Source organism: Corynebacterium testudinoris, from assembly GCF_001021045.1.
Lineage (GTDB): Bacteria > Actinomycetota > Actinomycetes > Mycobacteriales > Mycobacteriaceae > Corynebacterium > Corynebacterium testudinoris.
Genome location: NZ_CP011545.1, coordinates 1,682,310 through 1,707,686, shown reverse-complemented (window position 1 = coordinate 1,707,686; position 25,377 = coordinate 1,682,310). Strand labels below are relative to the sequence as shown.

23 protein-coding genes are annotated in these 25,377 nt (G+C 63.4%); 17 read left to right on the top strand and 6 right to left on the bottom strand.

From position 1 onward, the window contains the following. The first annotated feature begins 17 nt into the window (after positions 1-17). The 3 genes from pyrH to CTEST_RS08170 are packed head-to-tail and all read left to right on the top strand — an operon-like array spanning position 18 to position 2,236. Positions 18-704, top strand: a complete 687-nt coding sequence (pyrH, locus tag CTEST_RS08180; RefSeq protein WP_047254323.1) for a UMP kinase — start codon at positions 18-20, stop codon at positions 702-704. A gap of 55 nt (positions 705-759) precedes the next feature. Then, entirely contained in the window at positions 760-1,317 is a 558-nt protein-coding gene (gene frr, locus CTEST_RS08175) for a ribosome recycling factor (RefSeq protein WP_047253326.1), read from the top strand. A gap of 58 nt (positions 1,318-1,375) precedes the next feature. Then, complete coding sequence (locus tag CTEST_RS08170; protein WP_047253325.1) at positions 1,376-2,236, top strand: phosphatidate cytidylyltransferase; 861 nt, start codon at positions 1,376-1,378, stop codon at positions 2,234-2,236. A gap of 7 nt (positions 2,237-2,243) precedes the next feature. Here CTEST_RS08170 and CTEST_RS08165 read toward each other — a convergent pair whose 3' ends face one another. After that, entirely contained in the window at positions 2,244-2,663 is a 420-nt protein-coding gene (locus tag CTEST_RS08165; protein WP_083985508.1) for a LapA family protein, read from the bottom strand. A gap of 106 nt (positions 2,664-2,769) precedes the next feature. Here CTEST_RS08165 and rlmN point away from each other — a divergent pair, with 106 nt between their 5' ends. Genes rlmN through CTEST_RS08150 form a run of 3 tightly spaced genes read left to right on the top strand, consistent with a single transcriptional unit; the run spans position 2,770 to position 6,159 of the window. Continuing rightward, the gene (gene rlmN, locus CTEST_RS08160) at positions 2,770-3,867 is read left to right on the top strand and encodes a 23S rRNA (adenine(2503)-C(2))-methyltransferase RlmN (RefSeq protein ID WP_047253324.1); all 1,098 of its coding nucleotides are present in this window, start codon (positions 2,770-2,772) and stop codon (positions 3,865-3,867) included. 19 nt (positions 3,868-3,886) lie between these two features. Then, the gene (locus tag CTEST_RS08155; protein WP_047253323.1) at positions 3,887-4,645 is read left to right on the top strand and encodes an ABC transporter ATP-binding protein; all 759 of its coding nucleotides are present in this window, start codon (positions 3,887-3,889) and stop codon (positions 4,643-4,645) included. Beyond that, positions 4,642-6,159, top strand: coding sequence for a hypothetical protein (locus CTEST_RS08150; protein WP_052844338.1), 1,518 nt, complete (start codon positions 4,642-4,644; stop codon positions 6,157-6,159). Before CTEST_RS08155 ends, CTEST_RS08150 begins: the two co-directional genes overlap by 4 nt. Before the next feature lie 841 nt (positions 6,160-7,000). On the opposite strand, the gene CTEST_RS08145 is transcribed toward CTEST_RS08150, so the two are convergent. Beyond that, the gene (locus CTEST_RS08145; protein WP_047253322.1) at positions 7,001-7,450 is read right to left on the bottom strand and encodes a DUF2631 domain-containing protein; all 450 of its coding nucleotides are present in this window, start codon (positions 7,448-7,450) and stop codon (positions 7,001-7,003) included. A gap of 141 nt (positions 7,451-7,591) precedes the next feature. Here CTEST_RS08145 and dxr point away from each other — a divergent pair, with 141 nt between their 5' ends. From dxr to map, 5 genes are read left to right on the top strand one after another with little or no spacing between them, the layout of a single operon-like run. After that, positions 7,592-8,779, top strand: coding sequence for a 1-deoxy-D-xylulose-5-phosphate reductoisomerase (dxr, locus tag CTEST_RS08140; RefSeq protein WP_047253321.1), 1,188 nt, complete (start codon positions 7,592-7,594; stop codon positions 8,777-8,779). Positions 8,780-8,787: 8 nt separating this feature from the next. Continuing rightward, positions 8,788-9,984 carry a M50 family metallopeptidase gene (locus tag CTEST_RS08135; protein ID WP_047253320.1) on the top strand — a complete coding sequence of 399 codons (1,197 nt, stop codon included), beginning with the start codon at positions 8,788-8,790 and terminating at the stop codon, positions 9,982-9,984. A gap of 58 nt (positions 9,985-10,042) precedes the next feature. Beyond that, positions 10,043-11,206, top strand: a complete 1,164-nt coding sequence (ispG, locus tag CTEST_RS08130; protein ID WP_047253319.1) for a flavodoxin-dependent (E)-4-hydroxy-3-methylbut-2-enyl-diphosphate synthase — start codon at positions 10,043-10,045, stop codon at positions 11,204-11,206. 3 nt (positions 11,207-11,209) lie between these two features. After that, positions 11,210-13,024, top strand: coding sequence for a penicillin-binding transpeptidase domain-containing protein (locus tag CTEST_RS08125; RefSeq protein WP_047253318.1), 1,815 nt, complete (start codon positions 11,210-11,212; stop codon positions 13,022-13,024). A 5-nt stretch (positions 13,025-13,029) separates the two neighbouring features. Beyond that, positions 13,030-13,893 carry a type I methionyl aminopeptidase gene (gene map, locus CTEST_RS08120; RefSeq protein ID WP_047253317.1) on the top strand — a complete coding sequence of 288 codons (864 nt, stop codon included), beginning with the start codon at positions 13,030-13,032 and terminating at the stop codon, positions 13,891-13,893. 7 nt (positions 13,894-13,900) lie between these two features. Here map and mtr read toward each other — a convergent pair whose 3' ends face one another. Continuing rightward, positions 13,901-15,265, bottom strand: a complete 1,365-nt coding sequence (gene mtr / locus CTEST_RS08115; RefSeq protein WP_047253316.1) for a mycothione reductase — start codon at positions 15,263-15,265, stop codon at positions 13,901-13,903. A gap of 19 nt (positions 15,266-15,284) precedes the next feature. Next, entirely contained in the window at positions 15,285-16,283 is a 999-nt protein-coding gene (locus CTEST_RS08110; RefSeq protein ID WP_047253315.1) for an alpha/beta fold hydrolase, read from the bottom strand. Positions 16,284-16,537: 254 nt separating this feature from the next. Here CTEST_RS08110 and mqo point away from each other — a divergent pair, with 254 nt between their 5' ends. Then, positions 16,538-18,040, top strand: a complete 1,503-nt coding sequence (mqo, locus tag CTEST_RS08105; protein ID WP_269082317.1) for a malate dehydrogenase (quinone) — start codon at positions 16,538-16,540, stop codon at positions 18,038-18,040. A 55-nt stretch (positions 18,041-18,095) separates the two neighbouring features. Next, a complete protein-coding gene (locus CTEST_RS08100; protein ID WP_047253313.1) occupies positions 18,096-18,971 on the top strand; it encodes a VOC family protein in 876 nt (291 codons plus the stop codon). On the opposite strand, the gene CTEST_RS08095 is transcribed toward CTEST_RS08100, so the two are convergent. After that, complete coding sequence (locus tag CTEST_RS08095; RefSeq protein ID WP_047253312.1) at positions 18,968-20,383, bottom strand: protein adenylyltransferase SelO; 1,416 nt, start codon at positions 20,381-20,383, stop codon at positions 18,968-18,970. The genes CTEST_RS08100 and CTEST_RS08095 overlap by 4 nt on opposite strands. An 89-nt stretch (positions 20,384-20,472) precedes the next feature. Here CTEST_RS08095 and cobA point away from each other — a divergent pair, with 89 nt between their 5' ends. Beyond that, positions 20,473-21,213: a uroporphyrinogen-III C-methyltransferase gene (cobA, locus tag CTEST_RS08090; protein ID WP_083985714.1), complete on the top strand. Its 741-nt coding sequence runs from the start codon at positions 20,473-20,475 to the stop codon at positions 21,211-21,213. Between the two features lie 7 nt (positions 21,214-21,220). Here the strand turns inward: cobA and CTEST_RS08085 are convergent, their stop codons facing one another. After that, positions 21,221-22,105 carry a helix-turn-helix transcriptional regulator gene (locus CTEST_RS08085; protein ID WP_047253311.1) on the bottom strand — a complete coding sequence of 295 codons (885 nt, stop codon included), beginning with the start codon at positions 22,103-22,105 and terminating at the stop codon, positions 21,221-21,223. A gap of 191 nt (positions 22,106-22,296) precedes the next feature. Here CTEST_RS08085 and CTEST_RS08080 point away from each other — a divergent pair, with 191 nt between their 5' ends. The 3 genes from CTEST_RS08080 to CTEST_RS08070 are packed head-to-tail and all read left to right on the top strand — an operon-like array spanning position 22,297 to position 25,354. Next, positions 22,297-23,514 (top strand): MFS transporter, encoded by a 1,218-nt coding sequence (locus tag CTEST_RS08080; RefSeq protein WP_052844336.1) that lies wholly within the window; start codon positions 22,297-22,299, stop codon positions 23,512-23,514. A gap of 35 nt (positions 23,515-23,549) precedes the next feature. Continuing rightward, positions 23,550-24,707, top strand: coding sequence for a sensor histidine kinase (locus CTEST_RS08075; protein WP_052844335.1), 1,158 nt, complete (start codon positions 23,550-23,552; stop codon positions 24,705-24,707). Further along, complete coding sequence (locus CTEST_RS08070) at positions 24,704-25,354, top strand: response regulator (protein WP_047253310.1); 651 nt, start codon at positions 24,704-24,706, stop codon at positions 25,352-25,354. The genes CTEST_RS08075 and CTEST_RS08070 overlap by 4 nt, the downstream gene beginning before the upstream one ends. The last annotated feature ends 23 nt before the right edge of the window (positions 25,355-25,377 follow it).

Here is a 25,377-nt window from a genome sequence, read left to right as displayed (position 1 = left end):
AAGGCTTCAAACGAGTGATGCTGAAGCTGGGGGGTGAGATGTTCGGAGGTGGCAACGTTGGAATTGATCCGGACGTGGTGGAAAACGTCGCCCGCCAGATCGCTGAGGTCGCCCGCACCGGCGCCGAAATCGCTGTTGTTATCGGTGGCGGCAACTTCTTCCGTGGCGCCCAGCTGCAACAACGCGGCATGGACCGCGCTCGCTCGGACTACATGGGCATGCTGGGCACGGTCATGAACTGCCTGGCCCTGCAGGATTTCCTGCAGCAGCAGGGCGTCGATTGTCGCGTGCAGACCGCCATCAACATGGCCCAGGTCGCAGAACCCTACCTCCCGCTTCGCGCCGAGCGCCACCTGGAAAAGGGCCGCGTGGTCATCTTCGGTGCGGGCATGGGCATGCCGTACTTCTCCACGGACACCACCGCCGCCCAGCGTGCCCTGGAAATCGGCTGCGATGTCCTCTTCCTGGCCAAGGGAGTCGACGGTGTGTACTCCGATGACCCGCGCACCAACCCCGAGGCGGAACTGTTCCACGAGATCTCCCCGCGCGAGGTCATTGAAAAGGGTCTCAAGGTCGCCGATGCCACGGCGTTCTCCCTCTGCATGGACAATGACATGCCGATTTTGGTGTTCAACCTGCTCACCGAGGGCAACATCGCCCGGGCGGTCGCGGGCGAGCAGATCGGGACGCTGGTCAAGTCCTAAGGGCCTGAGCTGGTAGGTTAATGCAGACAAAACTACTTAGAAAGGTGCCATGCAGATGATCGATGACATTCTCCTCGAGTCCGAGGACCGCATGACCAACTCCGTCGAGCACACCCGCGAAGACTTGATGACCATTCGCACCGGCCGCGCCAACCCGGCCATGTTTAACGGTGTGATCGCTGAGTATTACGGCGTTCCCACCCCGATTACCCAGATGGCTTCCATCTCCGTCCCGGAACCGCGGATGCTGCTGATCAAGCCCTACGAGATGTCGTCGATGGGCGCTATCGAAAACGCTATCCGCAACTCCGACCTGGGTGTCAACCCGACCAACGATGGTCAGGTCCTGCGCGTCACCATTCCTCAGCTGACGGAGGAACGCCGCCGTGACCTGGTGAAGGTGGCCAAGGCCAAGGGCGAGGACGGCAAGATCGCCATCCGCAACATCCGCCGCAAGGGGATGGAGCAGCTGAAGAAGCTGCAAAAGGACGGCGACGCTGGCGAGGACGAAGTGCAGGCAGCCGAGAAGGAACTGGACAAAGTCACCAAGACCTACGTCGAGCAGATCGATGAAGTGGTGACCAAGAAGGAAGCCGAGCTGATGGAGGTCTAGCCTCCGTTCGTTTATCCGTCTGTTCCCTCGTTCCCGAAACCACTCCAGGAGGCTCCCGGTGGGAGACCAGCGGCTGATTAAGCCGAAGAACTCCGCTGGCCGAAATCTACCGGCCGCCATTGGTGTCAGTTTGTTCCTTGGTGCCCTCGTCCTCATTGCCGTGTGGCTGGGGCCGAAGGGCTGGTACCCGCTCGTCGCGGCGGCCGTCGCCGTGGCCACGTGGGAGGTGGTCACCCGCCTCCGCGAGCACTCCTACCATCTGCCCCGACTGACCATGATCATTTTGGGCCAGGCCATGGTGTGGTTGTCGTGGCCCTTCGAAACAAAGGGCCTCGTGGCCGCGTACGTCACCGCCGTCTTGGTCATGATGTTTGGTCGGCTGTTCTACCACGGCCGCAACACTCCGCCGCAGCACTACCTCCGCGATGTCGCGGTGGCGATTTTCGTGCTTACCTGGATCCCACTGTTCGCCTCTTTCGCGGCGATGCTCTCGCTATTTTCTGCCGATGGCGTGCCGGGCTGGGCGTACATCATCACCTTCATGCTGTGCGTCATTGCGTCCGACACCGGCGGATTCATCGCCGGGGTCATGTTCGGCTCCCATCCCATGGCACCCGCCGTCAGCCCGAAGAAGTCGTGGGAGGGCTTCGCCGGTTCCGTCATTTTTGGCACGGTCACCGGCGCCCTCACCGTGCATTTTCTCTTGGGCCACGAGTGGTGGATGGGCGCCATCATGGGCGTGGGCCTCGTCTGCTGTGCGACGCTGGGTGACTTGGTGGAATCCCAGTTCAAGCGCGAACTGGGCATCAAGGACATGTCCACCCTGTTGCCCGGCCACGGCGGACTCATGGATCGCCTCGACGGGATGCTTCCCTCGGCGATGGTGACGTGGCTGGTGCTGGGAGTGCTGGTGGCCTAACCGGCCGCTAGCTGCGCTTCTTCAACTGTCGGCGCAGTTCCAGCATGCGCACGCCACCGACGAGGGCCATGATGAGCGCGCCGGTGATGGCGGAGAACAAATAGCCGATGCCCGCGGGGAAGCTAAAGCTCCACGCGAAGAGGTTGAGCTCCACAGCCTGCTGGTTTTGCAGAATGAACACGAGCAGCAGAATGAGCAACAAGGCACCGATGATGAGCGCGGCCCACGTGCTCCCGGCCAGGGAACTCTTCACCTTCTGCTTAGGCGCGTGGCCGGGGGCCGGGACTGTCTCTATCGCCGTGGCGTCGGCAGCGGTGGTTTCTTCTGCGTAGACATCTCGGTTCTCATCCAAGTGCTGGGGCAGCGGTTCGTTCTGCACGGCTGGTAGATCGTCGAAGTCATCGCGCGGCGGGTTCGGAGAAGTCATAGTTAGTATTCAACGCGTAGCGCGCATGTTTTGCCAACAATAACGAGCCCGTGGCATGTCAACAATTCGGTAACACCCGCCGTGGCATGCGAGAATGGGAGACATTATGGCTGAACCGATTGCTCTCCAGTTTTCCGCGCCCAAGCGCGGGATGCCGCCGACCCACTTTGCCGATCTCACCCCTGAGCAGCGCATCGAGCAGCTCAAGGACCTTGGCCTGCCTAAATTCCGCGCCGATCAGATCGCCCGCCACTACTACGGCCGCTTTGAAGCCGACCCCTCGACGATGACGGACCTGCCGGAGCAGGCTCGCGCGGACGTCGCCAAGCAGATGTTTCCCACCCTGCTCACACCGGTGCGCAGCATCGAAACCGATGAAGGCGACACGACGAAGTCGTTGTGGCGCCTCAACGATGGCACGCTGCTCGAGTCGGTGCTCATGCGCTACCCAGGTCGCGCGACACTGTGCATTTCCTCGCAGGCCGGTTGCGGCATGGCGTGTCCATTCTGCGCGACTGGCCAGGGCGGGCTCGACCGCAATCTCTCCACCGGCGAGATCGTCGACCAGGTACGCGCCGCGGCCGCGACGATGGAGGCGGAGGGTTCGCGCCTGAGCAACATCGTCTTCATGGGCATGGGTGAGCCGATGGCCAACTACAAGCGCGTCGTGTCGGCTGTTCGGCAGATCACGGAGCCCTCACCGCGGGGCTTCGGCATCTCTCAGCGCAACGTCGTCGTGTCCACGGTGGGGCTGGCCCCGGCCATTCGCAAGCTCGCCGACGAAGATATGTCTGTCACCCTGGCGGTCTCGCTGCATACGCCGGACGATGAACTGCGCGACACTCTCGTGCCCATCAACAATCGCTTCTCGGTCGACGAGGTCTTGGACGCGGCCCGCTACTACGCCGACAAGTCTGGCCGTCGCGTGTCCATCGAATACGCGCTCATCCGCGACATCAACGATCAAGGCTGGCGCGCGGACTTGTTGGGCAAGAAGCTGCACAAGGCGCTCGGCCCAAAGGTGCACGTCAACCTCATCCCGCTCAACCCGACGCCAGGCTCGAAGTGGGATGCCTCGCCGCGGGAGCGCCAGGACGAATTCGTTCGCCGCGTCATCGCCCAAGGTGTGACCTGTACGGTTCGCGATACTAAGGGCCAAGAAATCGCCGCGGCATGCGGCCAGCTTGCTGCAGAAGAGAAGTAGCTCGCCTAATCTCGAATGCATGACTTCGGCACTCCTCGCTCGTGATCTGACCAAACGTTTCGGCACTACCGTCGCCGTCGACCGCCTCACCCTCGAGATCCCACGTGGCTCGATTTACGGCATCGTCGGCCCGAACGGCGCCGGTAAAACAACGATGATCACCATGGCGGCCGGTTTGGCACGCCCGACGGCCGGCGAGGTTTTCATCTGCGGACACAACGTCTGGACCGATCCGCTGCCCGCCAAGCAAGCCATGGGCCTGCTCGTCGATGGCATCGCCGTCTTCGACCGACTCTCCGGCCCGGAATACCTCAGCTACCTCGGCGGCCTGCGTGGAATGGATCCGGTCCAGGTCAAGGAACGCTCCACCGAGCTTCTCGACGCCCTCGGCCTCGCCGAGGCCGGCAACAAGTACATCGTCGACTACTCCGCCGGCATGACAAAAAAGATCCTACTGGCCGGGGCCCTGCTCCACGGGCCGGAAGTGCTCATCCTCGACGAACCCCTCGAAGCCGTGGACCCCGTCTCGGGCCGCCTCATCCAGGAGATCCTGCGCAGTTTCGCTGCCCGCGGCGGCACCGTCATCCTCTCCTCGCACGTCATGGAGCTGGTGGAGGGCCTGTGCGATCACGTCGCGATCATCAACCACGGTCAGGTCGCCGTGTCCGGTCACGTGGACGAGATCCGCCAGGGACGCAGCCTCGTCGATGTCTTCATCGACGAAGTGGGCGGTGCTGCCCTGCAGGAGGGCTCCTTCGATTGGTTGAACCGCTCATGACCCAACTGATTTTCCGTCTCCAGCGCACCCTGCGTCGCCGGAATGCCGAAGCCAATCGCTCCGGGACCATCATGACCGTGCTGCTGTATGTCTACGCGGTCATCGGCATGGCCTCGATGTTCCTCTTTTCCCTAGGACAATGGACTGGGCTAGCAGGCATCACCGCCGTGGGCACCGTTGCCTTCTTGGCCGCCTCCCTCGTTCTCGCAGCGGGTGATGATGCCATCCGACCGTCCTCCCTGGCCTCGCTCCCGCTCACAGCACGGCAGGTTGTCCCAGGCTTCGCACTCTCCGCTCTGGTCTCCTCCCGAGGTATCCTCGTCATCATCTGCAGCCTCGCCACCGCGATCTTTGGCGCCATCATTCTCCCTGTTGTGTGGGCGGTTCCGTGGATCCTCGCCATGGTCCTCGCAGCACTGACCACCATCATGCTCTCCCGCATCCTGCTGGCCTTAGGTGGCGGAGGAGGGCGCCTCAAGCAGGATCGCGCCAACGTCTACGGCTCGTTCCTCATGATCGCCCTCATCCTGGGCTTCAACATGCTCAACACCATGAGCCCGGACGTGATTCGGCTTGACCTCTTGGGATCCGTGCTGGCCTGGACGCCGTTGGCAGCTGCACCCGGTGCGGTGGTGTCCGCTGCCGCGGGCAATTGGCTTGCTGCCCTCGCGCAGCTGTGCATTGCGGCCGTGACCTTGGTCGGTGGCAGTTGGCTGTGGACCCGCCAAATTGCCGGCCAAATGGACGCACCCCTCGACCAGAGTGGCACTCGGGAAGCCACCGCGAAGACCAAGGGAACGATCCTGCTCCCTGGACTCCCCGAACAGCCTTGGGCGTATGTCTACTCCCGGGCGATGCGGTATATCCGCCGCGACTCCCGACTCCTCGCCTCCCTGGTCACCATGCCAGTGTTCGTCGTCTTCTTCCTCTACCAGGGGTTCCGAGGCGACACGTTCCTCCTCACCATGGGTATCGTCGTCGCCTCACTGAGCGCCTCCATGATGGCGGTCAATGACTTCGGCTACGACGGCCCGTCGACCTGGACGCACATCACCACCGGCGTTGACGCCCGCACCCTCGTCATCGCCCGCCACGCCGCCTCCATGACCCCGCTGTCCCTCCTTCAGCTGGTCCTCGTCATCGGCGCGATCTCCCTCGGTGAGTGGAAAATCGCAGTACTGTCCATCGGACTACTCATCTCCGGCTCGGCGATCTCGCTCTTTCTCTCCACCTTCAACCCCTATCCCACCTCCCCTCCGGGGACGAATCCCTGGAACGACAAGTCGGGCTATTCTGCGGCGGCGTTCCTCGGCGTCTTCGGCATCCTGCTCATCGGCTGGATCCCCTCTCTCCCCGGCGGCCTCATTCTCTACCTGGTCAACCCCGCACTGGGCGCGATCCTTGCTATCGGTTTGCCCGTCGCCCTCTGGATCGGGTCGGCGGCACTGTCAGTGAAACGAGTGCGCGCGAATCTGCCCGAGATCTTCGACAAGGTTCGCCGCACAGTGAAGTAAGGGTTTGGGTCTTGGGTACTGATCGCGACGGGCTGATCGCGACCGGAAGACGATTTCGGCTTGGGCTTTCCGCAAAAGCCCAGGACGGTTGGCGCGGTTGGGGCTAGATATCGGGAGGAGTGGTGATCGCGACGGGCTGGTCGCGACCGGAAGACGATTTCGGCTCGGGCTGTCCGTAAAAGCCCAGGACGGTTGGCGCGGTTGGGGCTAGATGTCGGGAGGAGTCGTGATCGCGACGGGCTGATCGCGACCGGAACGCGATTTCGGCGGGGGCTGTCCGCAAAAGCCCAGGACGATTAGCGCGGTTGGCGCTGGATGTCGGGAGGAGTGGTGATCGCGACGGGCTGATCGCGACCGGAAGACGATTTCGGCTCGGGCTGTCCGTAAAAGCCCAGGACGGTTGGCGCGGTTGGGGCTAGATGTCGGGAGGAGTCGTGATCGCGACGGGCTGGTCGCGACCGGAACGCGATTTCGGCGGGGGCTTTCCGCAAAAGCCCAGGATGGCTGGCGCGATTTTGGCTAGATGTCGGGAGGAGTCGTGATCGCGACGGGCTGATCGCGACCGGAACGCGATTTCGGCTCTGGCTTTCCGCAAAAGCCCAGGACGGTTGGCGCGGTTGGGGCTAGATGTCGGGAGGAGTCGTGATCGCGACGGGCTGATCGCGACCGGAACGCGATTTCAGTCCGGAGTCGGCGAAAAAGCCCAGGACGTCCGCCGCATCAGCAGCTAGAAGTCGGGATCACACGATACAAAGCAACGCCTAGAATTAACCCCGTTACCGGGAAACGAAAAAATCGCCCGCTGAGAACAATCTCGGCGGGCGATCTCGATTCCAGCGGATTAGGCTTTTTCGACCTGACGCAGGTGAGCGACGCGGGAAGGATCGATGTTGAGCGCACGCAGCTCCGAGTCGGAGAGCTGAGCGTAGCTGCCGGACAGGGTGGCCTGGTCGTAGTCCCAGTCGGGCTCGACGTGGTTGGCTGGCTTGTTGTGGCCGGTGATGGTGCGGACCTGGGAGAGGTTCGGCTCGAAGAGGTGGATGAGCAGGCCGAGGGCGATGACGGCGGCGATGACCAGCAGCCAGATCGTCTCGACGTGGCCGGTGTGGTTACCGAAGTTGTAGGCAAGCAGGATGCCCACGGATACCCAACCGGATACCTGCACGGTGGTGCGGCTGAGCTCGCTCCAACCGAGGGCCGCGGACGGCACATCCAGGGTGGAGGTTCCCTTGTGAACCTCAGGCACGATCTCGTGGGAAGCAGCCACGTTCCTTCTCCTTCTCAAGAGCATGCCTCAACCTCGGCATGCTGAACTTTTCTCAGGTACTTGTCCAATATCTTTGCATACTCGCCCGCCTGTCGCGAGAAAACACCCCCAGCAGTGGTGGGGTCGTTCGTGGGGTTGCCCCCGTGGGGTGAAACAATAGGTGGTGTGACTACTCCCCAGCAGCCCCAGCAGCCTAAGCGCGTCCTCATTCTCGGTTCTACGGGTTCTATTGGTACCCAGGCTTTGGAGGTTATTGCGGATAATCCCGAGTTGTTCACGGTGGTGGGTATCGCTGCGGGGGGTTCGGATCCGGCGTTGGTGATTGCTCAGGCTCGGGCGTTGAAGTTGGGTCCGCAGCAGGTGTGCGTTGCGCAGCCGCAGGCCGCGGAGATGGTGGCGCGGGAGCTTGGTGGGCCGGTGGTGCGGGAGGCGGAGCAGCTGGTTCGTGATGTTCCGGCTGATACGGTGCTCAATGCTCTCGTTGGTTCTTTGGGGTTGGCGTCGACGTTGGCCACGATTGAGTTGGGTTCCACGTTGGCCTTGGCTAATAAGGAGTCCCTTGTGGCTGGCGGTGACCTGGTGATGGGTTTGGCGAAGCCGGGGCAGATTGTTCCGGTTGATTCGGAGCATTCGGCGATGGCGCAGTGTCTGCGGTCGGGGAGCAGTGAGGAGGTCGCGCGTTTGGTTCTTACTGCTAGCGGGGGTCCGTTCCGTGGTTGGACTCGGGAGCAGATGTGGGATGTGACGCCTCAGCAGGCGGCGGCGCATCCGACGTGGTCGATGGGGCAGATGAATACGTTGAATTCTGCGACGTTGGTGAACAAGGGGCTCGAGCTCATTGAGGCGACGTTGCTGTTTAACATGCCCTCCGAGCGTATCGACGTCACGGTGCATCCCCAATCGATCGTTCATTCCGCCGTCACGTTCGTGGATGGTGGCACTATCGCGCAGGCATCTCCGCCGTCGATGAAGCTGCCCATCGCCCACGCACTGCATTGGCCCCATCGCGTTGCGGGGGCGCAGCCGGCGCTCGATTTTGCGCAGGCGCATTCGTGGAGCTTTGAGCCGCTTGACGACGCCGCGTTCCCCGCGGTCCAGCTGGCGCGGGACGTCGCCACGCGACGGGGAACGTTCCCGGCCGTCTACAACGCCGCCAATGAGGAGGCCGCCGCGGCTTTCCTCGCCGGGCGCATTCGCTTCCCAAATATCGTGGATGCGGTGGCGGAGGTGCTGGCGGGCGCGGCGAGCTTTGCTGACGGTGTACCGTCAACGGTCGATGACATCCTCGAAGTAGAAGGGGAGGCCCGTAGGCGGGCCAACGCGATCGTCGATAAGCTCTCGTCGGCTTTATAAGGAGTCTCGTGGTTTCGTATTTCCTGGGCGTTTTTCTTTTTGCGCTGGGCATCGCGGTGACGATCGCGCTGCATGAGGCGGGGCACATGCTCACCGCGCGGGCCTTCGGCATGCGCGTGCGCCGGTTCTTCATCGGATTTGGGCCGACGATTTGGTCGAAAAAAATTGGGCAGACCACCTACGGTTTCGCCGCTCTGCCTTTTGGTGGTTTCTGTGACATTGCGGGGATGACGGCGCAGGATCCAGTGACGCCGGAGGAAGCTCCGCACGCCATGGTGACTAAGCCGTGGTGGCAGCGGGTCATCGTGCTCTCCGGCGGCGTGATCACCAACCTCATCATTGGGTTCATCGTCATCTATGGGGTGGCCGTGACCAGCGGAATCCCCAACCCGCACGCTGATACCCGGCCGCTGGTCGGGGAGCTGTCGTGTGTTTCTGATCAGGTCTCTGACACCACCCTCGCCCCCTGCACCGGCCCGGGACCCGCTGAGAAAGCTGGCCTGGAGGTCGGTGACCGCATCGTCGCCCTCAACGGCCAAGAAGTACAGGCGTTTACGCAGGTCCGCGACACGATTCTCACCATGCCCGGGCAGACCGTCACCTTGTCGGTGGAGCGCAATGGCAGCCCCAGGGAGATCACCATCGACGTGCCCACCGTCCTGCGCGGCGGGGTCGAGGCGGGAGCCATCGGTGTCACGAGCGCCCCGATTGCGGATGCCATCAAGACTTATGGGCCCGTCGAGGCCATCGGCGCCACTGGAGAATTCACGTGGCGGCTGCTCGACGGCACCGTCCGTGGCCTGGCGTCCTTCCCAGCCAAGATCCCCGGCGTCGTTGCCTCGATCTTCGGCGGCGAACGCGACCAAGAAGGTCCCATGAGCGTTGTCGGCGCCTCGCGGGTGGGCGGCGAGCTGGCAGAACGCTCCCTGTGGGACATTTTCTGGCTCATGCTCGCCTCGCTCAACTTCTTCCTGGCCCTGTTTAACTTGGTGCCGCTCCCGCCGCTCGACGGCGGACACATTGCGGTGGTGTTGTACGAGAAGATCCGCGACCTGTTCCGCCGCGCCCGCGGGCTGGCCCCGGGCGGACCCGCGAACTACGAAAAGCTCATGCCCATCACCTACGCCATGGCGGCGACGCTGTTGACCATTGGTGTCATCGTCATCGTGGCGGACGTGGTCAACCCGGTACGGATGTTTGGATGAGCGGGGTAGAGTTGGGACGAACTACATCCAGCATGAATTGTCAGGAGAATCTCTAACAGTGTCGACTTCCATTGGACTCGGTATCCCGGATGCTCCGCCGCCCACCCTGGCGCCTCGTCGAAAGACTCGCCAGTTGATGGTGGGCAATGTGGGCGTGGGATCTGACTACCCGATCTCGGTGCAGTCCATGACGACCACGAAGACCCACGACATCAACGCCACCTTGCAGCAGATCGCGCAGCTCACGGCCTCGGGGTGTGACATTGTGCGCGTGGCGTGCCCGAAGACGATTGACGCGGAAGCGCTGCCGATTATCGCGAAGAAGTCGCCGATCCCGGTCATCGCGGATATCCACTTCCAGCCGAAGTACATTTTCGCCGCCATCGACGCGGGGTGTGCGGCCGTGCGCGTCAACCCGGGCAACATCAAGGAATTCGATGGCCGCGTCAAAGAGGTGGCCAAGGCCGCGGGCGACGCCGGCATCCCGATTCGCATCGGCGTCAATGCCGGTTCCTTGGACAAGCGGCTCATGGAAAAGTACGGCAAGGCCACCCCGGAGGCCCTGGTCGAATCCGCTCTCTGGGAGGCCAGCCTGTTCGAGGAGCACGGCTTCGGCGATATCAAGATCTCGGTGAAGCACAATGACCCGGTCATCATGGTGGAGGCCTACCGCCAGCTGGCCGCGCAATCTGATTACCCCTTGCACCTTGGCGTCACCGAGGCCGGCCCTGCGTTCCAGGGCACCATCAAATCCTCGGTCGCGTTTGGTGCGCTGCTGTCTCAGGGGATCGGCGACACCATTCGCGTGTCCCTCTCGGCGGACCCGGTGGAGGAGATCAAGGTCGGCGACCAGATTCTGCAGTCGATGAACCTGCGCCCCCGCAAGCTGGAGATCGTCTCTTGCCCGTCCTGTGGCCGCGCTCAGGTCGACGTGTACACCCTCGCCGAGGAGGTCACCGCCGGGCTGGAGGGCATGGAATTCCCGCTGCGCGTCGCTGTGATGGGCTGTGTGGTTAATGGCCCGGGTGAGGCTCGCGACGCCGACCTCGGTGTCGCCTCGGGCAACGGCAAGGGCCAGATCTTTGTCAAGGGCGAAGTTATCAAGACGGTGCCGGAATCGAAGATCGTGGAAACTCTCATCGAAGAAGCCATGCGACTGGCCGAAGAGCAAGGTCTCGAAGAGGTCGAAGGCACTCGGGTAGAGGTCAAGGTCACCCGGTAGGACATGAAAAGGGCGACCGCGGCCTTCCTGGCCACGACATTGGTGTTCGGGCTGGCCGCATGCACGCCCAAGCCTCCCTCCGCCGAGCCCACGGCGGAGGATTTCCTCCAGGCGCTGTCCCACCGGGACGTCGATAAGCTCTCTGAATTGGTCGATGTCCCCTCCACTGCCACGGATATCATCACCACGACCTTTGATGGGCTGCAGGCCGAGGGACTCACGGCCACGCTCAACGAAGTTGATGCCCAGGACAACCTCGCCACCGCGCGGTACACCTTGGAATGGCAGCTTCCGCGCGAACGCACCCTGAGCTATGACACATCCCTCACGTTGACCAAGGCGGGGGAGGAGTGGACCGTCCGCTGGCAGCCCACGATTCTCCATCCGCGGTTGGGCGCGAACCAGCATTTGGAATTGCGTCCGGTGCCCGCGGTGAAGGCGAGCGTGGTCAGCTCTGATGGGGCGGATATTTTGCAACCCGGTGTGGCCTACCGCGTGCTCGTGGACACCGATGCGGTGAGCGATGTGCGGCCCCTGGCCGCCCAGATTGCCAGCGCCGTCAACGCCACCGAACCGCAGACCCCGGTGGATGCGTCAGCCCTGGCCAGCCGCCTCGATGGGGCACAGGGCAAGTATTCGGTGATGATGCTGGATTCGACGGTCGGCCCCATTGTGCGCGACCGGTTGGACAACGTCGAGGGCATCATCATCAACGAAGAGGCCGCGATGGTGACGGTTGATCCGGGTTTCGCCCCCGACATCATGTCGCGCGTGTCCACCATTATTGGTGATGAGCTTGATGGGGCCAACGGCTGGAAAGTCACCGCCGTGAACCAGTACGGTGCGACGATCGACGACCTTGAATACCACGCCGCCGCCCCCGCCCCGGCTGTGCGCGTGGGACTGGATTACAACATTCAACGCGCCGCCCAAGATGCGGTGAACTTACGCCCCGAATCTCAGGCGATGATTGTTGCCATCCGCCCCTCGACGGGCCAGGTCCTCGCCGTCGCGCAGACAAAGAAAGCCGACGAGGCCGGTGACCTCGCGCTGTCTGGCCAATTCCCGCCCGGCTCCGTGTTCAAGATCATCACCGCCGCCGCCGGAATCCAAGACGACGGCCTCAGCGCCGACACCATCGTGCCCTGCCCCGGCAGCATGGATATCTACGGCCGTCAGGTGGTCAACTACAACATGTTCGCCCTCGGCAATGTCCCCCTCGAACGCGCCTTCGCCAGCTCCTGCAACACCACCTTCGCCGATATTTCCACCAAGCTCGAACCCGGCCAGCTCAAGCACACGGCGAAACAATTCGGCCTCGGGGTTGACTACGATATCCCCGGCCTGGGCACCGTCACCGGCTCCGTCCCCGAGGGCGAGACCCCGCTCGAGCGCACCGAAGCCGGCTACGGCCAGGGCCTCGACCTGGCCAGCCCCTTCGGCCTGGCGTTGGTCGCCGCCACTGCCGCCCGCGGCGACACCCCGGTCCCCGTGCTTATCGACGGCCACGATACCGACGTCAGCGAGCACCTCCCGCCCCCCGACCCCGGTGCCATCAGCCAAGTGCAACGGATGATGCGCTCAGTGGTCACCTCCGGCACTGCCCGCGGCATGCAAGCCGGCGGTGAAATCTACGGCAAGACCGGCGAGGCCGAAATCAACGAGGGTTCGCACGCGTGGTTCGCAGGCTACCGCGACGACGACATTGCCTTCGCCACCCTCGTGGTCCTGGGCGGTGGTTCGGAAATCTCCGTGGCCATCACCGATCACTTCTTCCGGACCCTCGACGGCTATCGGGCCGAGCCCGGACTACGATGACCCCTATGTCTACTCGCGCACCCCTGACTCAAGGTAAAATTTCCCCGATCCGCACCGTCCCGGACGACATCGCCCGCCCCGAATACGTGTGGAAGGACGACGTCCAAGAAAACATCGGCGAGCCCTTCGTCCAGACGCCCGAGGTCATTGAGGCGATGCGCGAGGCATCCAAGATCGCCGCGAATGCCCTCAAGGTGGCGGGGGAGGCCGTAGTCCCGGGCAATACCACCGACGACCTGGACCGCATCGCCCACGAGTACATGGCCGATCACGGTGCCTACCCCTCGACGCTGGGCTACCGGGGCTTTCCCAAGTCCTCGTGCACCTCGATGAATGAGATCGTCTGCCACGGTATCCCCGACAGCACGGTGATCGAAGACGGCGACATCGTCAACATCGACGTCACCGCCTTCAAAAATGGCGTCCACGGCGACACCAACGCGACGTTCCTCGCCGGCAATGTCTCTGAGGAACACCGCCTGCTCGTCGAGCGCACCAAGGAAGCGATGATGCGCGGCATCAAGGCCGCCAAGCCCGGCCGCGAGATCAACGTCATTGGCCGAGTCATCGAGTCCTATGCCAACCGCTTCGGCTACAACGTCGTCCGCGACTTCACCGGCCACGGCGTGGGCCCCACCTTCCACAACGGACTCGTGGTGTTGCACTACGATTCCACCGTCTACCGCGACATCCTCGAGCCGGGCATGACCTTGACCGTGGAGCCGATGATCAACCTGGGCGGCCTGGATTACACCATTTGGGACAACGACTGGACGGTGCAAAACAACGATCGTCGTTTCACCGCCCAGTTCGAGCACACCATCGTCATCACCGCCGATGGCAATGAGATCCTGACGCTGGCGGACTAGCTATCAGTTAGAATTCCAGCCCCAGCAGCGCGTTCTCGGTCAGCTCCGGCAGGGCGGGGTGGATCCAGTACTGCTGGGTAGCCACCTCACGGACATCGAGGTCGAAGGCCATGACCGTGATCATCTGCTGGATAAGGGTGGCTGCCTGGGCGCCGAGGTAGTGGGCGCCCAGCAGCCGTCCGGTCTGCTTGTCGGCGATGAGCTTACAAATGCCCGTGTGGTCATCCATGGCCCAGCCGTAAGCGACGTCGCCGTAATTCTGGATCTTTACCGTGATGTCGTATCCGGCATCGATGGCCTGCTGCTCCGTCAACCCGACGGTGGCGATCTGCGGGTGGGTGAACACCGCGGACGGCACATTGGTGTGCGGCATGGCCTTGAGATCCTCGGGGTGAATGAGGTTGTGGCGCACCGCGCGCATCTCGGCGTTGGCGACGTGCTTGAGCATGTAGGGGGAGGACGCATCGCCCAATGCCCACACGCCGGGGGCGGTGGTGGAGCGGCCGAACTCATCGACCGCAACGCGGCCGTCGGCAAGCATCTCGATGCCCCCGGCGGCGAGGTCGAGGCGATCGCCGTTGGGGACGCGACCGGTGGCGACGAGGACGACGTCGGCGGTCACCGTCGAGGAGTCATCGAGGGTGACGGTCACGCCCTCAGCGCCTTCGGTGACAGCGCTGACCGTGCGGCCATAGCGGACATCGAAGCGCTCGGCGGCAATGGCGTTGACCCGGGAGGTCAGATCCGCGTCGAGCGTGCGCATGAGCGTGGTGCGCGGGACGAGGGTGACGTGCGTGCCCAAAGCGTCAAAGACATGCGCAAACTCCATGGCGATGAAGCCGCCACCGATGATGACGATCGACTGTGGCTGCTCAGGCAGGCGCATGATGTCTTCATTGGTGTAGTAGCGCGCACCCGACTCGCGGAAGACGGTGGGGACCTGCGGGCGGGATCCGGTAGCAATGACGATCTCATCGGCGCTGATCGTGTCGGCGCCGACCTGGATCGTCCGCTCGCCGACAAAGGTGGCGTGGCCACTATAGACGGTGATGTTCGGGGTCTCTGGGCCGCGGCGGTACGCCTCACCGCCGGCAGCAATCGGATCGATGCGCTGGACAAAAATCCGGTCCACAATCGCCGGCCAGTCAACGGAGTTGACCTGGGCGTTGATGCCAAGGTCTGCGGCATGCTTGGTATCAAAGGCGGTATCCGCAGCATAAACATACATTTTGGTGGGGATACAGCCGACGTTGAGGCAGGTGCCACCGAAGGTACCCTCTTCGACGATGGCGATCGACTTGTCGTTGAATTCTGGTCCCGGGATGGAGTTACCGGAGCCGGTGCCGATAATGATGAGGTCGAAATGGGTCATGCACGCATCTTAGCGCTTCTTAGAGCTTTCGAAGCCAACCCTTAGTCACGTCCAGCGCCTCCGCGAGGGGAGTGGGTGTGGAGAGGAAAACATCGTGCCGGGCCCCTTCAATCGGCCGGACCGTCACGTTCTCGCCCAGTTCCGGCGCCCACCGCTTAATCTGCTCGATGTCGAGGACGGTGTCAGCGGAATTCGAGGCGGGGGAGTACCCAGCCCCGAGGAGCGAGTGAGTCGAACACAAGGTGAGCACCGGCACCGCCACGTCTACCTCACCCTCCTGCACCTGCTTCTGGCGGCGCAGCACCTCCCGCAACCAGCCGAGATACTTGCGGTGCCCACCGACCGGCTTGAGCTCGGTGTCAAAGTCCCATTCCCCGAAGTGGTCTTTGTGCAAGGACACTCCGTAGGTACCGAGGTTGCCGCCGGGAACCTCCAGGTTCGGCAGCAGCCTGCCTGCGACGTTGATGATCGGCCGACCGATCCGCACCAGCGGGCGCGGGTACTGCATGTCTAGCCACGGGCTGTTTAACACGATGCCCTTGAGCTTGGCGTGGCGTGCGCTATCGTTGCGCGCCAAGTGATCCGCCCACAAGGGGGCGATGAGCCCGCCGGTGGAATGCGCGATGGGGGTCACGTCGGGGTGGGTTTCCGTAATAATATCCAGCGCCGCGGTGAGGTCAGGGAAGTAGTGGGCAAAGTCGAGGCTGAAGTGCCATCGCTGGCCTTCCATCCGAGCGCGACCAATCTTGCGCAGGTCCACGGCGTACACGGCGATACCCGCCTCATGCAGGTCCTTGGCCACGTGGCTGTGGAAGAAATAATCCGTCATGCCGGGCACCCACATCACCGCACTTCTGCCGGTCCACTCGTCATCGGCCGCGTCGAGGCCTTCAGGCAGGTAGCGCACCAGCGTCGCCTGCACTTCGCCTTCCCCTTCCGGGTCGGGGCCCAAAGGGATGTCGAGCGCCTGGAATCCAGGGCCGAGGATGTCGTCGTGCCAGGTTTCTGCAACAGTCATGCCGTCTAGGATATGACCTCTTGTCCAGCCACGTCGGGGGAGGGGTCAGGGGGTGGAGATTCGCCAATTGTCACATCGAAAATGGGAGTAGTGCCCACCCCCGATATGTGAAGGCGTAAGGTTGAATGGCACCGGATAATGGGCAATAGGGGTCAGGATGCAGCGCCGATGCCGATCACGCCTGACCCAGTTGCTTTGTTGAGGCAGAGACAAAGCAGCGCCCACCGCTTCGACGATGAATGAGGTACAACAAGGTGTCCACCGATAATAAGAACTCCGCACAGGTCACCGACGAGGTCGATATCGCCCTCGTCGGTGCTGGCATTATGAGCGCCACTCTCGGCGCCATGCTCCGCGAACTGGAGCCCAGCTGGTCGCAGATCATTTTCGAGCGGCTCGACGGACCCGCCCAGGAGTCTTCATCCCCGTGGAACAATGCGGGCACCGGCCACTCCGCGCTGTGCGAGCTCAACTACACCCCGGAGAAGAACGGCAAGATCGACCTCTCCAAGGCCGTCGACATCAACGAGAAGTTCCAGGTTTCCCGTCAGTTCTGGTCCCACCAGATTGACAATGGCGTGCTGGGGGATCCGACTGAGTTCATCAACCCGGTCCCGCACCTCGCCTTCGGTCAGGGCGAGGAGCAGATTGATTACCTGCGCCGCCGCTACGACGCCCTCTCCAGCAACATTTTGTTCCCCGGTATGGAGTTTGTGGAGGATGACGCGAAGTTCGCCGAGCGCCTCCCCGTCATGTCCCAGGGCCGGGACTTCGGCGCTGAGAAGGTGGCGTACTCGGGTACCGATATCGGCACCGACGTCAACTTCGGTGCGCTGACCAAGCAGTTCCTCACCGCCGCCAAGGCCTCTGGCACCGAGGTCCGTTACGGCCAGGAGGTTCGCAACCTCAAGCGCGAGGGCAACAAGTGGAAGATCACCGTTAAAAACGTTCACACCGGTGACGTCTTCGTGGTCAAGGCGAAGTTCGTCTTCGTCGGCGCCGGCGGTTACGCCCTCGACCTGCTGCGCAAGGCTGGCGTGCCTGAGGTCCGCGGCTACGCTGGCTTCCCGGTCTCCGGTATGTGGCTGCGCTGCACCAACGACGAGCTCATCGAGCAGCATTCCGCCAAGGTGTACGGCAAGGCCAAGGTCGGCGCCCCGCCGATGTCCGTCCCGCACCTGGATACCCGTGTCATTGATGGTGAGAAGGGCCTGCTGTTCGGCCCTTACGGTGGGTGGACCCCGAAGTTCCTCAAGAAGGGTTCCTACCTCGACCTGTTCAAGTCGATCCGCCCGGACAACATCCCCTCCTACCTCGGTGTCGCCGCTTCCGAGTTCGCGCTGACCAAGTACCTGGTCACCGAGGTGTTGAAGAACTTCGAGGATCGCCTCGTCGATCTGCGCGACTACGTCCCCTCCGCTAATGCTGAGGATTGGGAGACCGTCATTGCCGGTCAGCGCGTCCAGGTGATCAAGCCGACCGCCGCCCCGCGTTTCGGTTCCCTCGAGTTCGGTACCGCCTTGGTCAACTCCATCGACGGTTCCATCGCAGGTCTCCTCGGTGCGTCCCCGGGTGCCTCCATCGCCCCGGCTGCCATGGTTGAGCTCCTCGAGCGTTGCTTCGGCGAGAACCTCATCGAGTGGTCCCCGAAGCTGCACGAGATGATCCCCTCTTACGGCACCAAGCTCATCGACGATGAGACGATGTTCAACGAGCTGTGGGATTACACCCAGAAGACCCTCAAGCTGGAGCGCTAGAAACTCCGAGTTGCGGCCCCTATCCTTCGCGGATGGGGGCCGTTAGTATTTCCTCATGCAACGCATTGTGCCCAACCTCTGGTTCGATCGGAACGCCGACGAGGCCGCGTCTTTCTACGCCGCCACCTTCCCCAACACGCTTATCGACGCCCGCGTCACCTACCCGTCCGAAGGCCTGCCCGACTTTCAGTCGGACAGGGCCGGCGAGACCCTCACCGTCGATGTGGTCATCGACGGCTACCGCCTCACCCTCATCAACGGCGGCCCGATGTTCAGCCCCACTCCGGCGCTGAGCTTCTTCGTCAACTTTGATCCCTCCCGCATGGCGGATGCTAAGGAACAGCTCGACCAATTGTGGGGCAAGTTGGTCGAGGGCGGCGGGCAGATCCTCATGGATCTGGGCACCTACGATTTCTCCGAGCACTACGGCTGGATCGCCGACCAGTACGGCGTCAACTGGCAGCTCATGCTCACCGACCCGGCCGGTGAGCCCCGTCCGTTCATCATCCCCAACCTCATGTTCTGTGGACCCGCCCAGGGCAAGGCCCGGGAGGCCGTCGACCAGTACGTCGCCCTGTTCCCCGATGCCCACGTGGGCAACCGGGTGAGCTACCCGGATTCCGACGAGATCGTGTTCTCCGAATTCCAGCTCTACGGCGAATGGCTGACGGCCATGGACTCCGCCGTCCCGCAGCCGTTCACCTTCACCCCTGGCACCTCGCTCATGGTCAACGCCCACGGGCAAGCCGAGCTTGATCACCTGTGGGATGGCCTGACGGCCGTTGTTGAGGCAGAACAATGCGGCTGGCTCCAAGACCGCTTCGGTCTCAGCTGGCAGATCATTCCCGACAACATGGCCGAACTCATGGCACGCCCCGGCGCCTACGAAAAGATGATGGAGATGAAAAAGCTGGAGATAGACAAGTTCTAGGTGCCACAGAACGTGCGGTAGGGGCCAAAATCCTCCGGTGCCGGATGGGCGTAGCGCACCAGGGAGAGCTGCTCGTCGAAGGGGTTCGTCACGGCGCTGATGAGCTTGTGGAAGGGGTCGAGGTCGCCGTCGGTGGCTGCGTCGAGTGCTTCCTCGACGAGGTGATTGCGCGGGATGTAGAGGGGATGGATCTTGGCGAGAGTGGCGGCATCCGGGTGGTGGTCGCGCCAGCGGGCGAGCCACGGATCGAGATCCTCGGCCGGAATGAGCTCGCGCAGGATCGTCTCGTCGCCGTCGGCGGCGTTGACGAGGCCTCGGTGGAAACGGGTGAGGTCGGGGGAGTGGGCTAGCAGCAGGGACTCGTACCCCTCAATGACGTCGGTCGCGCTGGTGGGGATGTCGAGGGCTCGGCTCAGCTCCCGGGTTTTCGCCTTCTCCCAGCGCTCGGGAAACGTCTCCATCGCTTCGCGGGCGGCGGAAAGACCCGCGTCGTCGTCGCCATCCGGGGTGAATAGCGGGAGCATCGACTCCGCGAGTCGGGCGAAGTTCCACCCCAAGATGGCCGGTTGGTTGCGATAGGCGTAGCGGCCCTGGGTATCGATGGAGCTGTACACCGTCGCCGGATCGTAAGAGTCCATGAATGCGCAGGGGCCATAGTCGATGGTCTCGCCGCTCAGGGTGGTGTTGTCGGTGTTCATCACCCCGTGGATGAAACCGAGCCGCATCCACGCGGCGACGGTGGCGACCTGGCTATCCATGATGGCGGTGAACAGTTCAAGGGCGTTGTCGACCTCTGGGTAGTGCCGGAGTCGGACGTGCTCGGCGAGGCGGCCAGCAAGCCCCGGGGTGTCATCCTTAAGCCGGGTGTACTGCATCGTGCCAATGCGGATGTGGCTATCGGCGACCCGCACGAGCACCGCTCCTGGCACGACCCGGCCACGCTGAATTTTCCGGCCCGTGCTCAGCACTGCCAGCGAACGGGTCGTCGGCATGCCCAGGGCATGCATCGCCTCGGAGACGAGGTACTCCCGCAGCATTGGGCCGAGCGCACCGCGCCCATCGCCACCCCGGGAGAAGGGAGTGGGCCCGGAGCCTTTGATGTGGAGGTCCCGCCGGGACCCTCCTGGGGTGAGGATTTCGCCGAGTAGGAGGGCGCGACCGTCGCCAAGCTGGGGTGAGAATTGCCCGAATTGATGCCCCGAATATGCCATGGCGACAGTGCCCTCGCCGTGGCCGAGAAGGAACTCAATGCCCTCTGGACTGCGGAGCCAATCGACGTCGAGGCCGAGTTCAACAGCCAGTGGCTCATTGAGAACGAGCAGCTGGGGACTAGGTGATTCCTCGGCGGACCAGAGCATGACCAGCTCGGGGAGATCGGTGGCGAAGGTGTGCTCCAGGTGCGGGGTGCTCATGGTGCCACTGTACGTAGGGGTGGACGTGGAGAGGCGCCCCTGAATGGAATGGCATGTGGGACGCCACCCCAGTCGTAGAATCTCCGATCATGGAATCAAGCAATGTTGTGCCCGGAGTGACCTTGGTGGGCGGGGGCCCGGGAGCGTGGGACCTCATCACCGTGCGCGGGGCGAATGCGCTGCGGGAAGCAGATGTCATTCTCACCGACCACCTGGGACCGACGGATCAATTGGACCGGCTCATCGATGTGGCTGGCAAGGAGATCATCGACGTGTCCAAATTGCCGTATGAGCGGCAGGTCACGCAGGAGAGGACGAACGAGCTCATTGTTGAGCACGCGCGCGCCGGGAAAAAGGTCGTGCGGCTCAAGGGCGGTGATCCGTACGTATTTGGGCGCGGGTTCGAGGAGCTGCAGGTATGCCGCGAGGCGGGCATCCCCTGCGATGTGGTGCCTGGAGTGACCAGCGCGGTGTCCGTTCCCGGTGCCGCGGGTGTTCCCATCACCCAACGCGGGGTCGTGCATTCCTTCACTGTGGTGTCGGGGCACCTGCCACCCGGGCATCGGTCGTCGCTCGTGGACTGGTCCGCCCTCGCGCAGACCGGGGGCACGATCTCGGTGATCATGGGAGTGCGCCACGTCCGTGCCATTGCCGACGCGCTCATGGCCGCCGGACTTGGTGCGGGTACCCCGGCCGCGATCATTCAGGAAGGAACCACGGCCGGCCAGCGAAGCTTCCGCTGCACGTTGGGAACCTTGGCGGACACGATGGCGGCGGAAGACGTGCAGGCCCCGGCCGTGTACGTCATCGGCGAAGTCGCCGGGTTGTAGCCGCTGTTCAAGAGTTGAGAAGCAACTGCACGGCCGAGTGGGCGCTGCTACCGGGTTCCGCGTAATGGGTGAGGATGCGTTGGCCGTCCCCATCGGGCAGGTGGAGGACCTCGTAATCAAGATCGAGGTCGCCGACTTCGGGGTGATGCAGCCGCTTGACGCCGCTCGTGCACAGTTGGACCGTATGTTGTAGCCAGAGGCGGGCGAAGTCATCGCTGCGGACGTTGAGTTCCCCGATCAGTTCGTACATGCGACGGTCCTCCGGGAATTGCCCGGCGATATAGCGGAGGGACGCCACCGATAGCGCGGCTTCGGACTCCCAGTCGCGGTAGAGCTCGCGGGTATGGGGGTCGAGGAAGAGCATTTTCAACTGGTTGGGGCGATCGTCTTCGCAGTTGGGGGCGTTAACGTCGAGGTGCCCAGCTAAGAGGAGATGCCCGGCCCGATTCCAGGCGAGAATGTCATTCCGGCGGCCGAGGATCAGTGCAGGCACGGACTCCATGGCCTGGAGCAGCTTGGTGGCGCCTGGGGCGGGACGTTCGGGTTTGGCTGGGATGGGTCGGGTCTTCACCATGCCCGGCCGGGCGAGGGTGAAAAGATGGGCGGTCTCATCCGCATCAAGCCGCAGGGCGCGGGCCAACGACTCGATGACCGAATCGGAAGCGTTTTGGGACTGACCTTGCTCGAGCCGGGTGTAGTAGGTGACGGAGACCCCGGCGAGCTGGGCGAGTTCCTCGCGCCGCAGGCCCGCTACCCGGCGGCGACCGTAGGACGGAACTCCAACGTCGTCGGGGGTGAGCCGATCCCTCCGGGAACGGAGAAACTCTCCGAGGTCTTCGGCTCGTGATTCGTGGGTGCGTGCTGGATTGGTCACTTCTGGATAGTCCTCCATGGCTCTATGGTGCCGTGCTCGCCCGCGCTTAGCCTATCCCTGCGAGTGCTAGGCACGCCGATGCTAGGCACAACAGGGTGCTGGCTGCTTTTACTCCACGGGCTGATAGTGGCATGGCAATCGTGAACTGCTCCGGCAACCCAGCCCGGCGCAGGTCACTCACCGACCTATGGAAAGTGTGAAAACCACTCATGACCATCGACACAAAGGCAGTTGTGGGGGCCACCACCCCAGTCCGGGGCTCCCGGACCTCACTAGCCTTGCTTGCTCTCAGCGTGGGCGGCTTCGGTATCGGCTTGACCGAATTCGTCATCGCGGGCCTGCTCACGGAAGTTGCCACTGACCTCAACGTTTCTATCCCCGCCGCAGGACACCTCGTCGGCGCCTATGCCCTCGCCGTGGTGCCCGGCGCGCTCGTCCTCACCCCGTTTCTCATGCGCCGGGCGCCGAGAGTGGCCTTGGTGACACTGCTGGCGCTATTCGTCGTCGGCAATGTCCTCTCGGCGTGGTCACCTAACTACGAGGTGATGTTTGCCGGCCGGATCGTCGCAGCGCTCGCCCACGGCGGGTATTTCGGAATCGGCGCGGTCTTAGCCGGTTCGCTGGTCTCACCCGCCCGGCAGGCCTCGGCCATTTCGATCCTGTTCGCCGGGCTCACCGTCGCGAATGTGCTCGGTGTTCCTCTGGGCAGCTTCATCGGCCAGCAGTGGGGCTGGCGCGCGGTGTTCTGGCTCATCAGCGTCGTTGGCGTGATCGCCCTCATCGGCATGGCAACGCTCGTTCCCCATACGGATCCCGAGCAGAATCAACTGCCCGTCCGGCAGCAGTTTGCCTCCCTGGCCAAGCCTCAGGTGCTGTCGTCCTTGGTCACCACTGCTCTCATCTTTGGCGGCATGTTCGGGGTCTTTACCTACATCGAACCCCTCCTGCGCAATGTGACGGGCTACTCTGCCGCAGCCATCCCCTGGCTGCTGGTGCTCTTCGGTGGTGGCCTGTTCATCGGCAACGTCTTTGGTGGCCGGGCAGCCGATCGTGATCCCGATAAGGCGGTCTTGATGTTGTCGATCCTGCTTCCGATCGTCATCCTCGCCTTGGGGATTGGGGCGGAGAATCCGTGGGTGACGGCGGTCCTACTCACACTCATGGGTGCGGTTGGTTTTGCCACTGTCCCGGGGTTGCAAGCCCGCGTCATGCGCCACGCACGGGGAGCCACCACCTTGGCGTCGGCCGCGAATATTGCCGCCTTCAACCTGGGCAACACGGTGGGGGTGAGCCTCGCGGGCGCGGCTATCGGCGCTGGCTGGGGATTCCGTAGCCCCACCGTGGTGGGAGCGGGATTGACCGTCATCGGGCTCATCACTGTGAGCCTGGCCATCGCTCGGACGGTGCGCTCTCATCCCCAGGGATGAGGTGGCACGAGGGTTAGGGACTCTACGCTGGAGGTATGACCGGCAAGGCTTCTCACCTGGTGGGGCATCCCGCGCGGGTGCTCGGGATCATCGCGTGCGCCCTGCTCTTTTCCAACACGTTGGTCAGCCGGCTGGATGGGCAGATGCGGTGGTTGGCCGTGGCCCTGCTGCTGATCATCACAATCGCTGTGCTGTTTCATCCCCGGTGGGGTGACGCGTCCATTGCCGTGGTCGCGGTGTGCCTTGCTATCTGCCTCGGATTCACCGACCTTCGCCAGTCATTTGAAGTCGTTGTTCCCGTCCTCTACGTCTCCTATGTAGCCAGCGCGTATTCCCCGCCGACCTGGCGGCGGCTGTGGTTGTCACTGCTTCTGGTCGGCGTCGGGAGTGCCATGTTCACCGCCGTTTTCCGCGTGCCGGTGGAAGGGGGACTCCTCGGAGGGATGGCGGGAGTGCCCAAGGTTGGCGTGGCGATTGTCGCGACGGCGGGAACCTGGATCGTCCTCGGGTTCTTCTGGTTGTTGGGCAGGCGAACGCGCGACCGTTCCCGCGACATTGCGGTGCTCCAGGAACGCGCGGAGATGGCCCAGGTGATGGAGCGGACTCGCATTGCGCGGGAGATGCACGACATCGTCGCCCACAGCTTGTCGGGAATCATGGCGTTGTCGGATGGGGCGCGGTTTGCTGCCAAAAAGAACCCGGACGTAGCGGTGGAAATGCTCGAGGTCATCTCTGCGCAGTCGCGGGAAGCTCTCGGGCACATGCGCGGCCTGCTGACGGTCCTTCGCGCCGACTCCTCCCGCGCTGCCTTGGCCGCTCCGGGAACCGCGGACCTGCGGGCCCTGATCGCCGAGACGACCCGCGCCGGGCAGGAGATCAGCGTCCGCGGATTGGACGAAGCAGTCGAAAGCGCGGAGATGGGTGAGCTGGCTCAATTCACCGTCTACCGGGTGGTTCAGGAGATGCTGAGCAATCTCCTTCGCCACGCGGACGGCCCCGCAACGATGGAGTTCGAGGCCACGTCTCGGCGCCTGCGCATCGTCGCCTCCAATCCATCCCAGCCTTCCCCGGTGGAGGGAACCCCTGGCTACGGACTCATGGGCATGACCGAGCGCGTCCGCGCCCTCGGCGGGGTCGTCCGTGTGCAGGAAACAACGGACCATTTCACCGTCGCTGTGGAGGTGCCGTGGTGATCAGGGTCGGGCTGGTGGATGATCAGCCGTTGGTCCGGGCGGGGTTCGCCCTCCTCGTTAATTCTCAGGATGACTTGACGGTGGTGTGGCAGGCGGGCGACGGCGATGATCTGCCCACGGAACCGGCTGATGTCGTGCTCATGGACGTGCAGATGCCGCGCGTCGATGGGATCACCGCAGCCCGGGAGCTCCTCACCCGCGATGACCATGTTCGGGTCATCATGCTCACCACGTTCGACGACGAGGCGTTTGTCTCCGGGGCGATCGCCGCCGGTGCCTCCGGGTTTTTGCTCAAGGATTCCCAACCGGAGCAGTTGCTGCACGCCATCCGCACGGTCGCTGAGGGCAACGCGATTTTGTCCCCGAAGGTCACGGCGGGCGTGCTGCGCCAGCTCCAGGGCGACGTGAAACAGGAGGAGCTCGACCTCACTGCCCGCGAGCGCGACATTCTCCGGCTCATCGCCCTGGGATACAACAATGAGGAGATCGCCGCGCAGGAGTTCGTGTCTATGTCCACGGTGAAGACCCACGTGCGTCACATCTTGCTCAAAACCGGGTCGCGGGACCGCGTCCATGCCGTGCTGCGGGCGTATCGCAGCGGGTTGGTTCGCGTCGATGAGCTGCTGATTCATCCCCAGGGTGGATGAAAAGCAGGAATCCGGGCTGCGAC

Bases quoted from the DNA above. Each gene is read 5' to 3' on its own strand.
- CTEST_RS08150 (WP_052844338.1), top strand. From the start codon at position 4,642: ATGACCCAACTGATTTTCCGTCTCCAGCGCACCCTGCGTCGCCGGAAT.
- cobA (WP_083985714.1), top strand. From the start codon at position 20,473: ATGGAATCAAGCAATGTTGTGCCCGGAGTGACCTTGGTGGGCGGGGGC.
- frr (WP_047253326.1), top strand. From the start codon at position 760: ATGATCGATGACATTCTCCTCGAGTCCGAGGACCGCATGACCAACTCC.
- mtr (WP_047253316.1), bottom strand. From the start codon at position 15,265: ATGACCCATTTCGACCTCATCATTATCGGCACCGGCTCCGGTAACTCC.
- rlmN (WP_047253324.1), top strand. From the start codon at position 2,770: ATGGCTGAACCGATTGCTCTCCAGTTTTCCGCGCCCAAGCGCGGGATG.
- CTEST_RS08125 (WP_047253318.1), top strand. From the start codon at position 11,210: ATGAAAAGGGCGACCGCGGCCTTCCTGGCCACGACATTGGTGTTCGGG.
- CTEST_RS08110 (WP_047253315.1), bottom strand. From the start codon at position 16,283: ATGACTGTTGCAGAAACCTGGCACGACGACATCCTCGGCCCTGGATTC.
- CTEST_RS08095 (WP_047253312.1), bottom strand. From the start codon at position 20,383: ATGAGCACCCCGCACCTGGAGCACACCTTCGCCACCGATCTCCCCGAG.
- pyrH (WP_047254323.1), top strand. From the start codon at position 18: ATGCTGAAGCTGGGGGGTGAGATGTTCGGAGGTGGCAACGTTGGAATT.
- map (WP_047253317.1), top strand. From the start codon at position 13,030: ATGTCTACTCGCGCACCCCTGACTCAAGGTAAAATTTCCCCGATCCGC.
- CTEST_RS08075 (WP_052844335.1), top strand. From the start codon at position 23,550: ATGACCGGCAAGGCTTCTCACCTGGTGGGGCATCCCGCGCGGGTGCTC.
- CTEST_RS08165 (WP_083985508.1), bottom strand. From the start codon at position 2,663: ATGACTTCTCCGAACCCGCCGCGCGATGACTTCGACGATCTACCAGCC.
- CTEST_RS08085 (WP_047253311.1), bottom strand. From the start codon at position 22,105: ATGGAGGACTATCCAGAAGTGACCAATCCAGCACGCACCCACGAATCA.
- CTEST_RS08100 (WP_047253313.1), top strand. From the start codon at position 18,096: ATGCAACGCATTGTGCCCAACCTCTGGTTCGATCGGAACGCCGACGAG.
- CTEST_RS08155 (WP_047253323.1), top strand. From the start codon at position 3,887: ATGACTTCGGCACTCCTCGCTCGTGATCTGACCAAACGTTTCGGCACT.
- CTEST_RS08145 (WP_047253322.1), bottom strand. From the start codon at position 7,450: ATGCTCTTGAGAAGGAGAAGGAACGTGGCTGCTTCCCACGAGATCGTG.
- CTEST_RS08080 (WP_052844336.1), top strand. From the start codon at position 22,297: ATGACCATCGACACAAAGGCAGTTGTGGGGGCCACCACCCCAGTCCGG.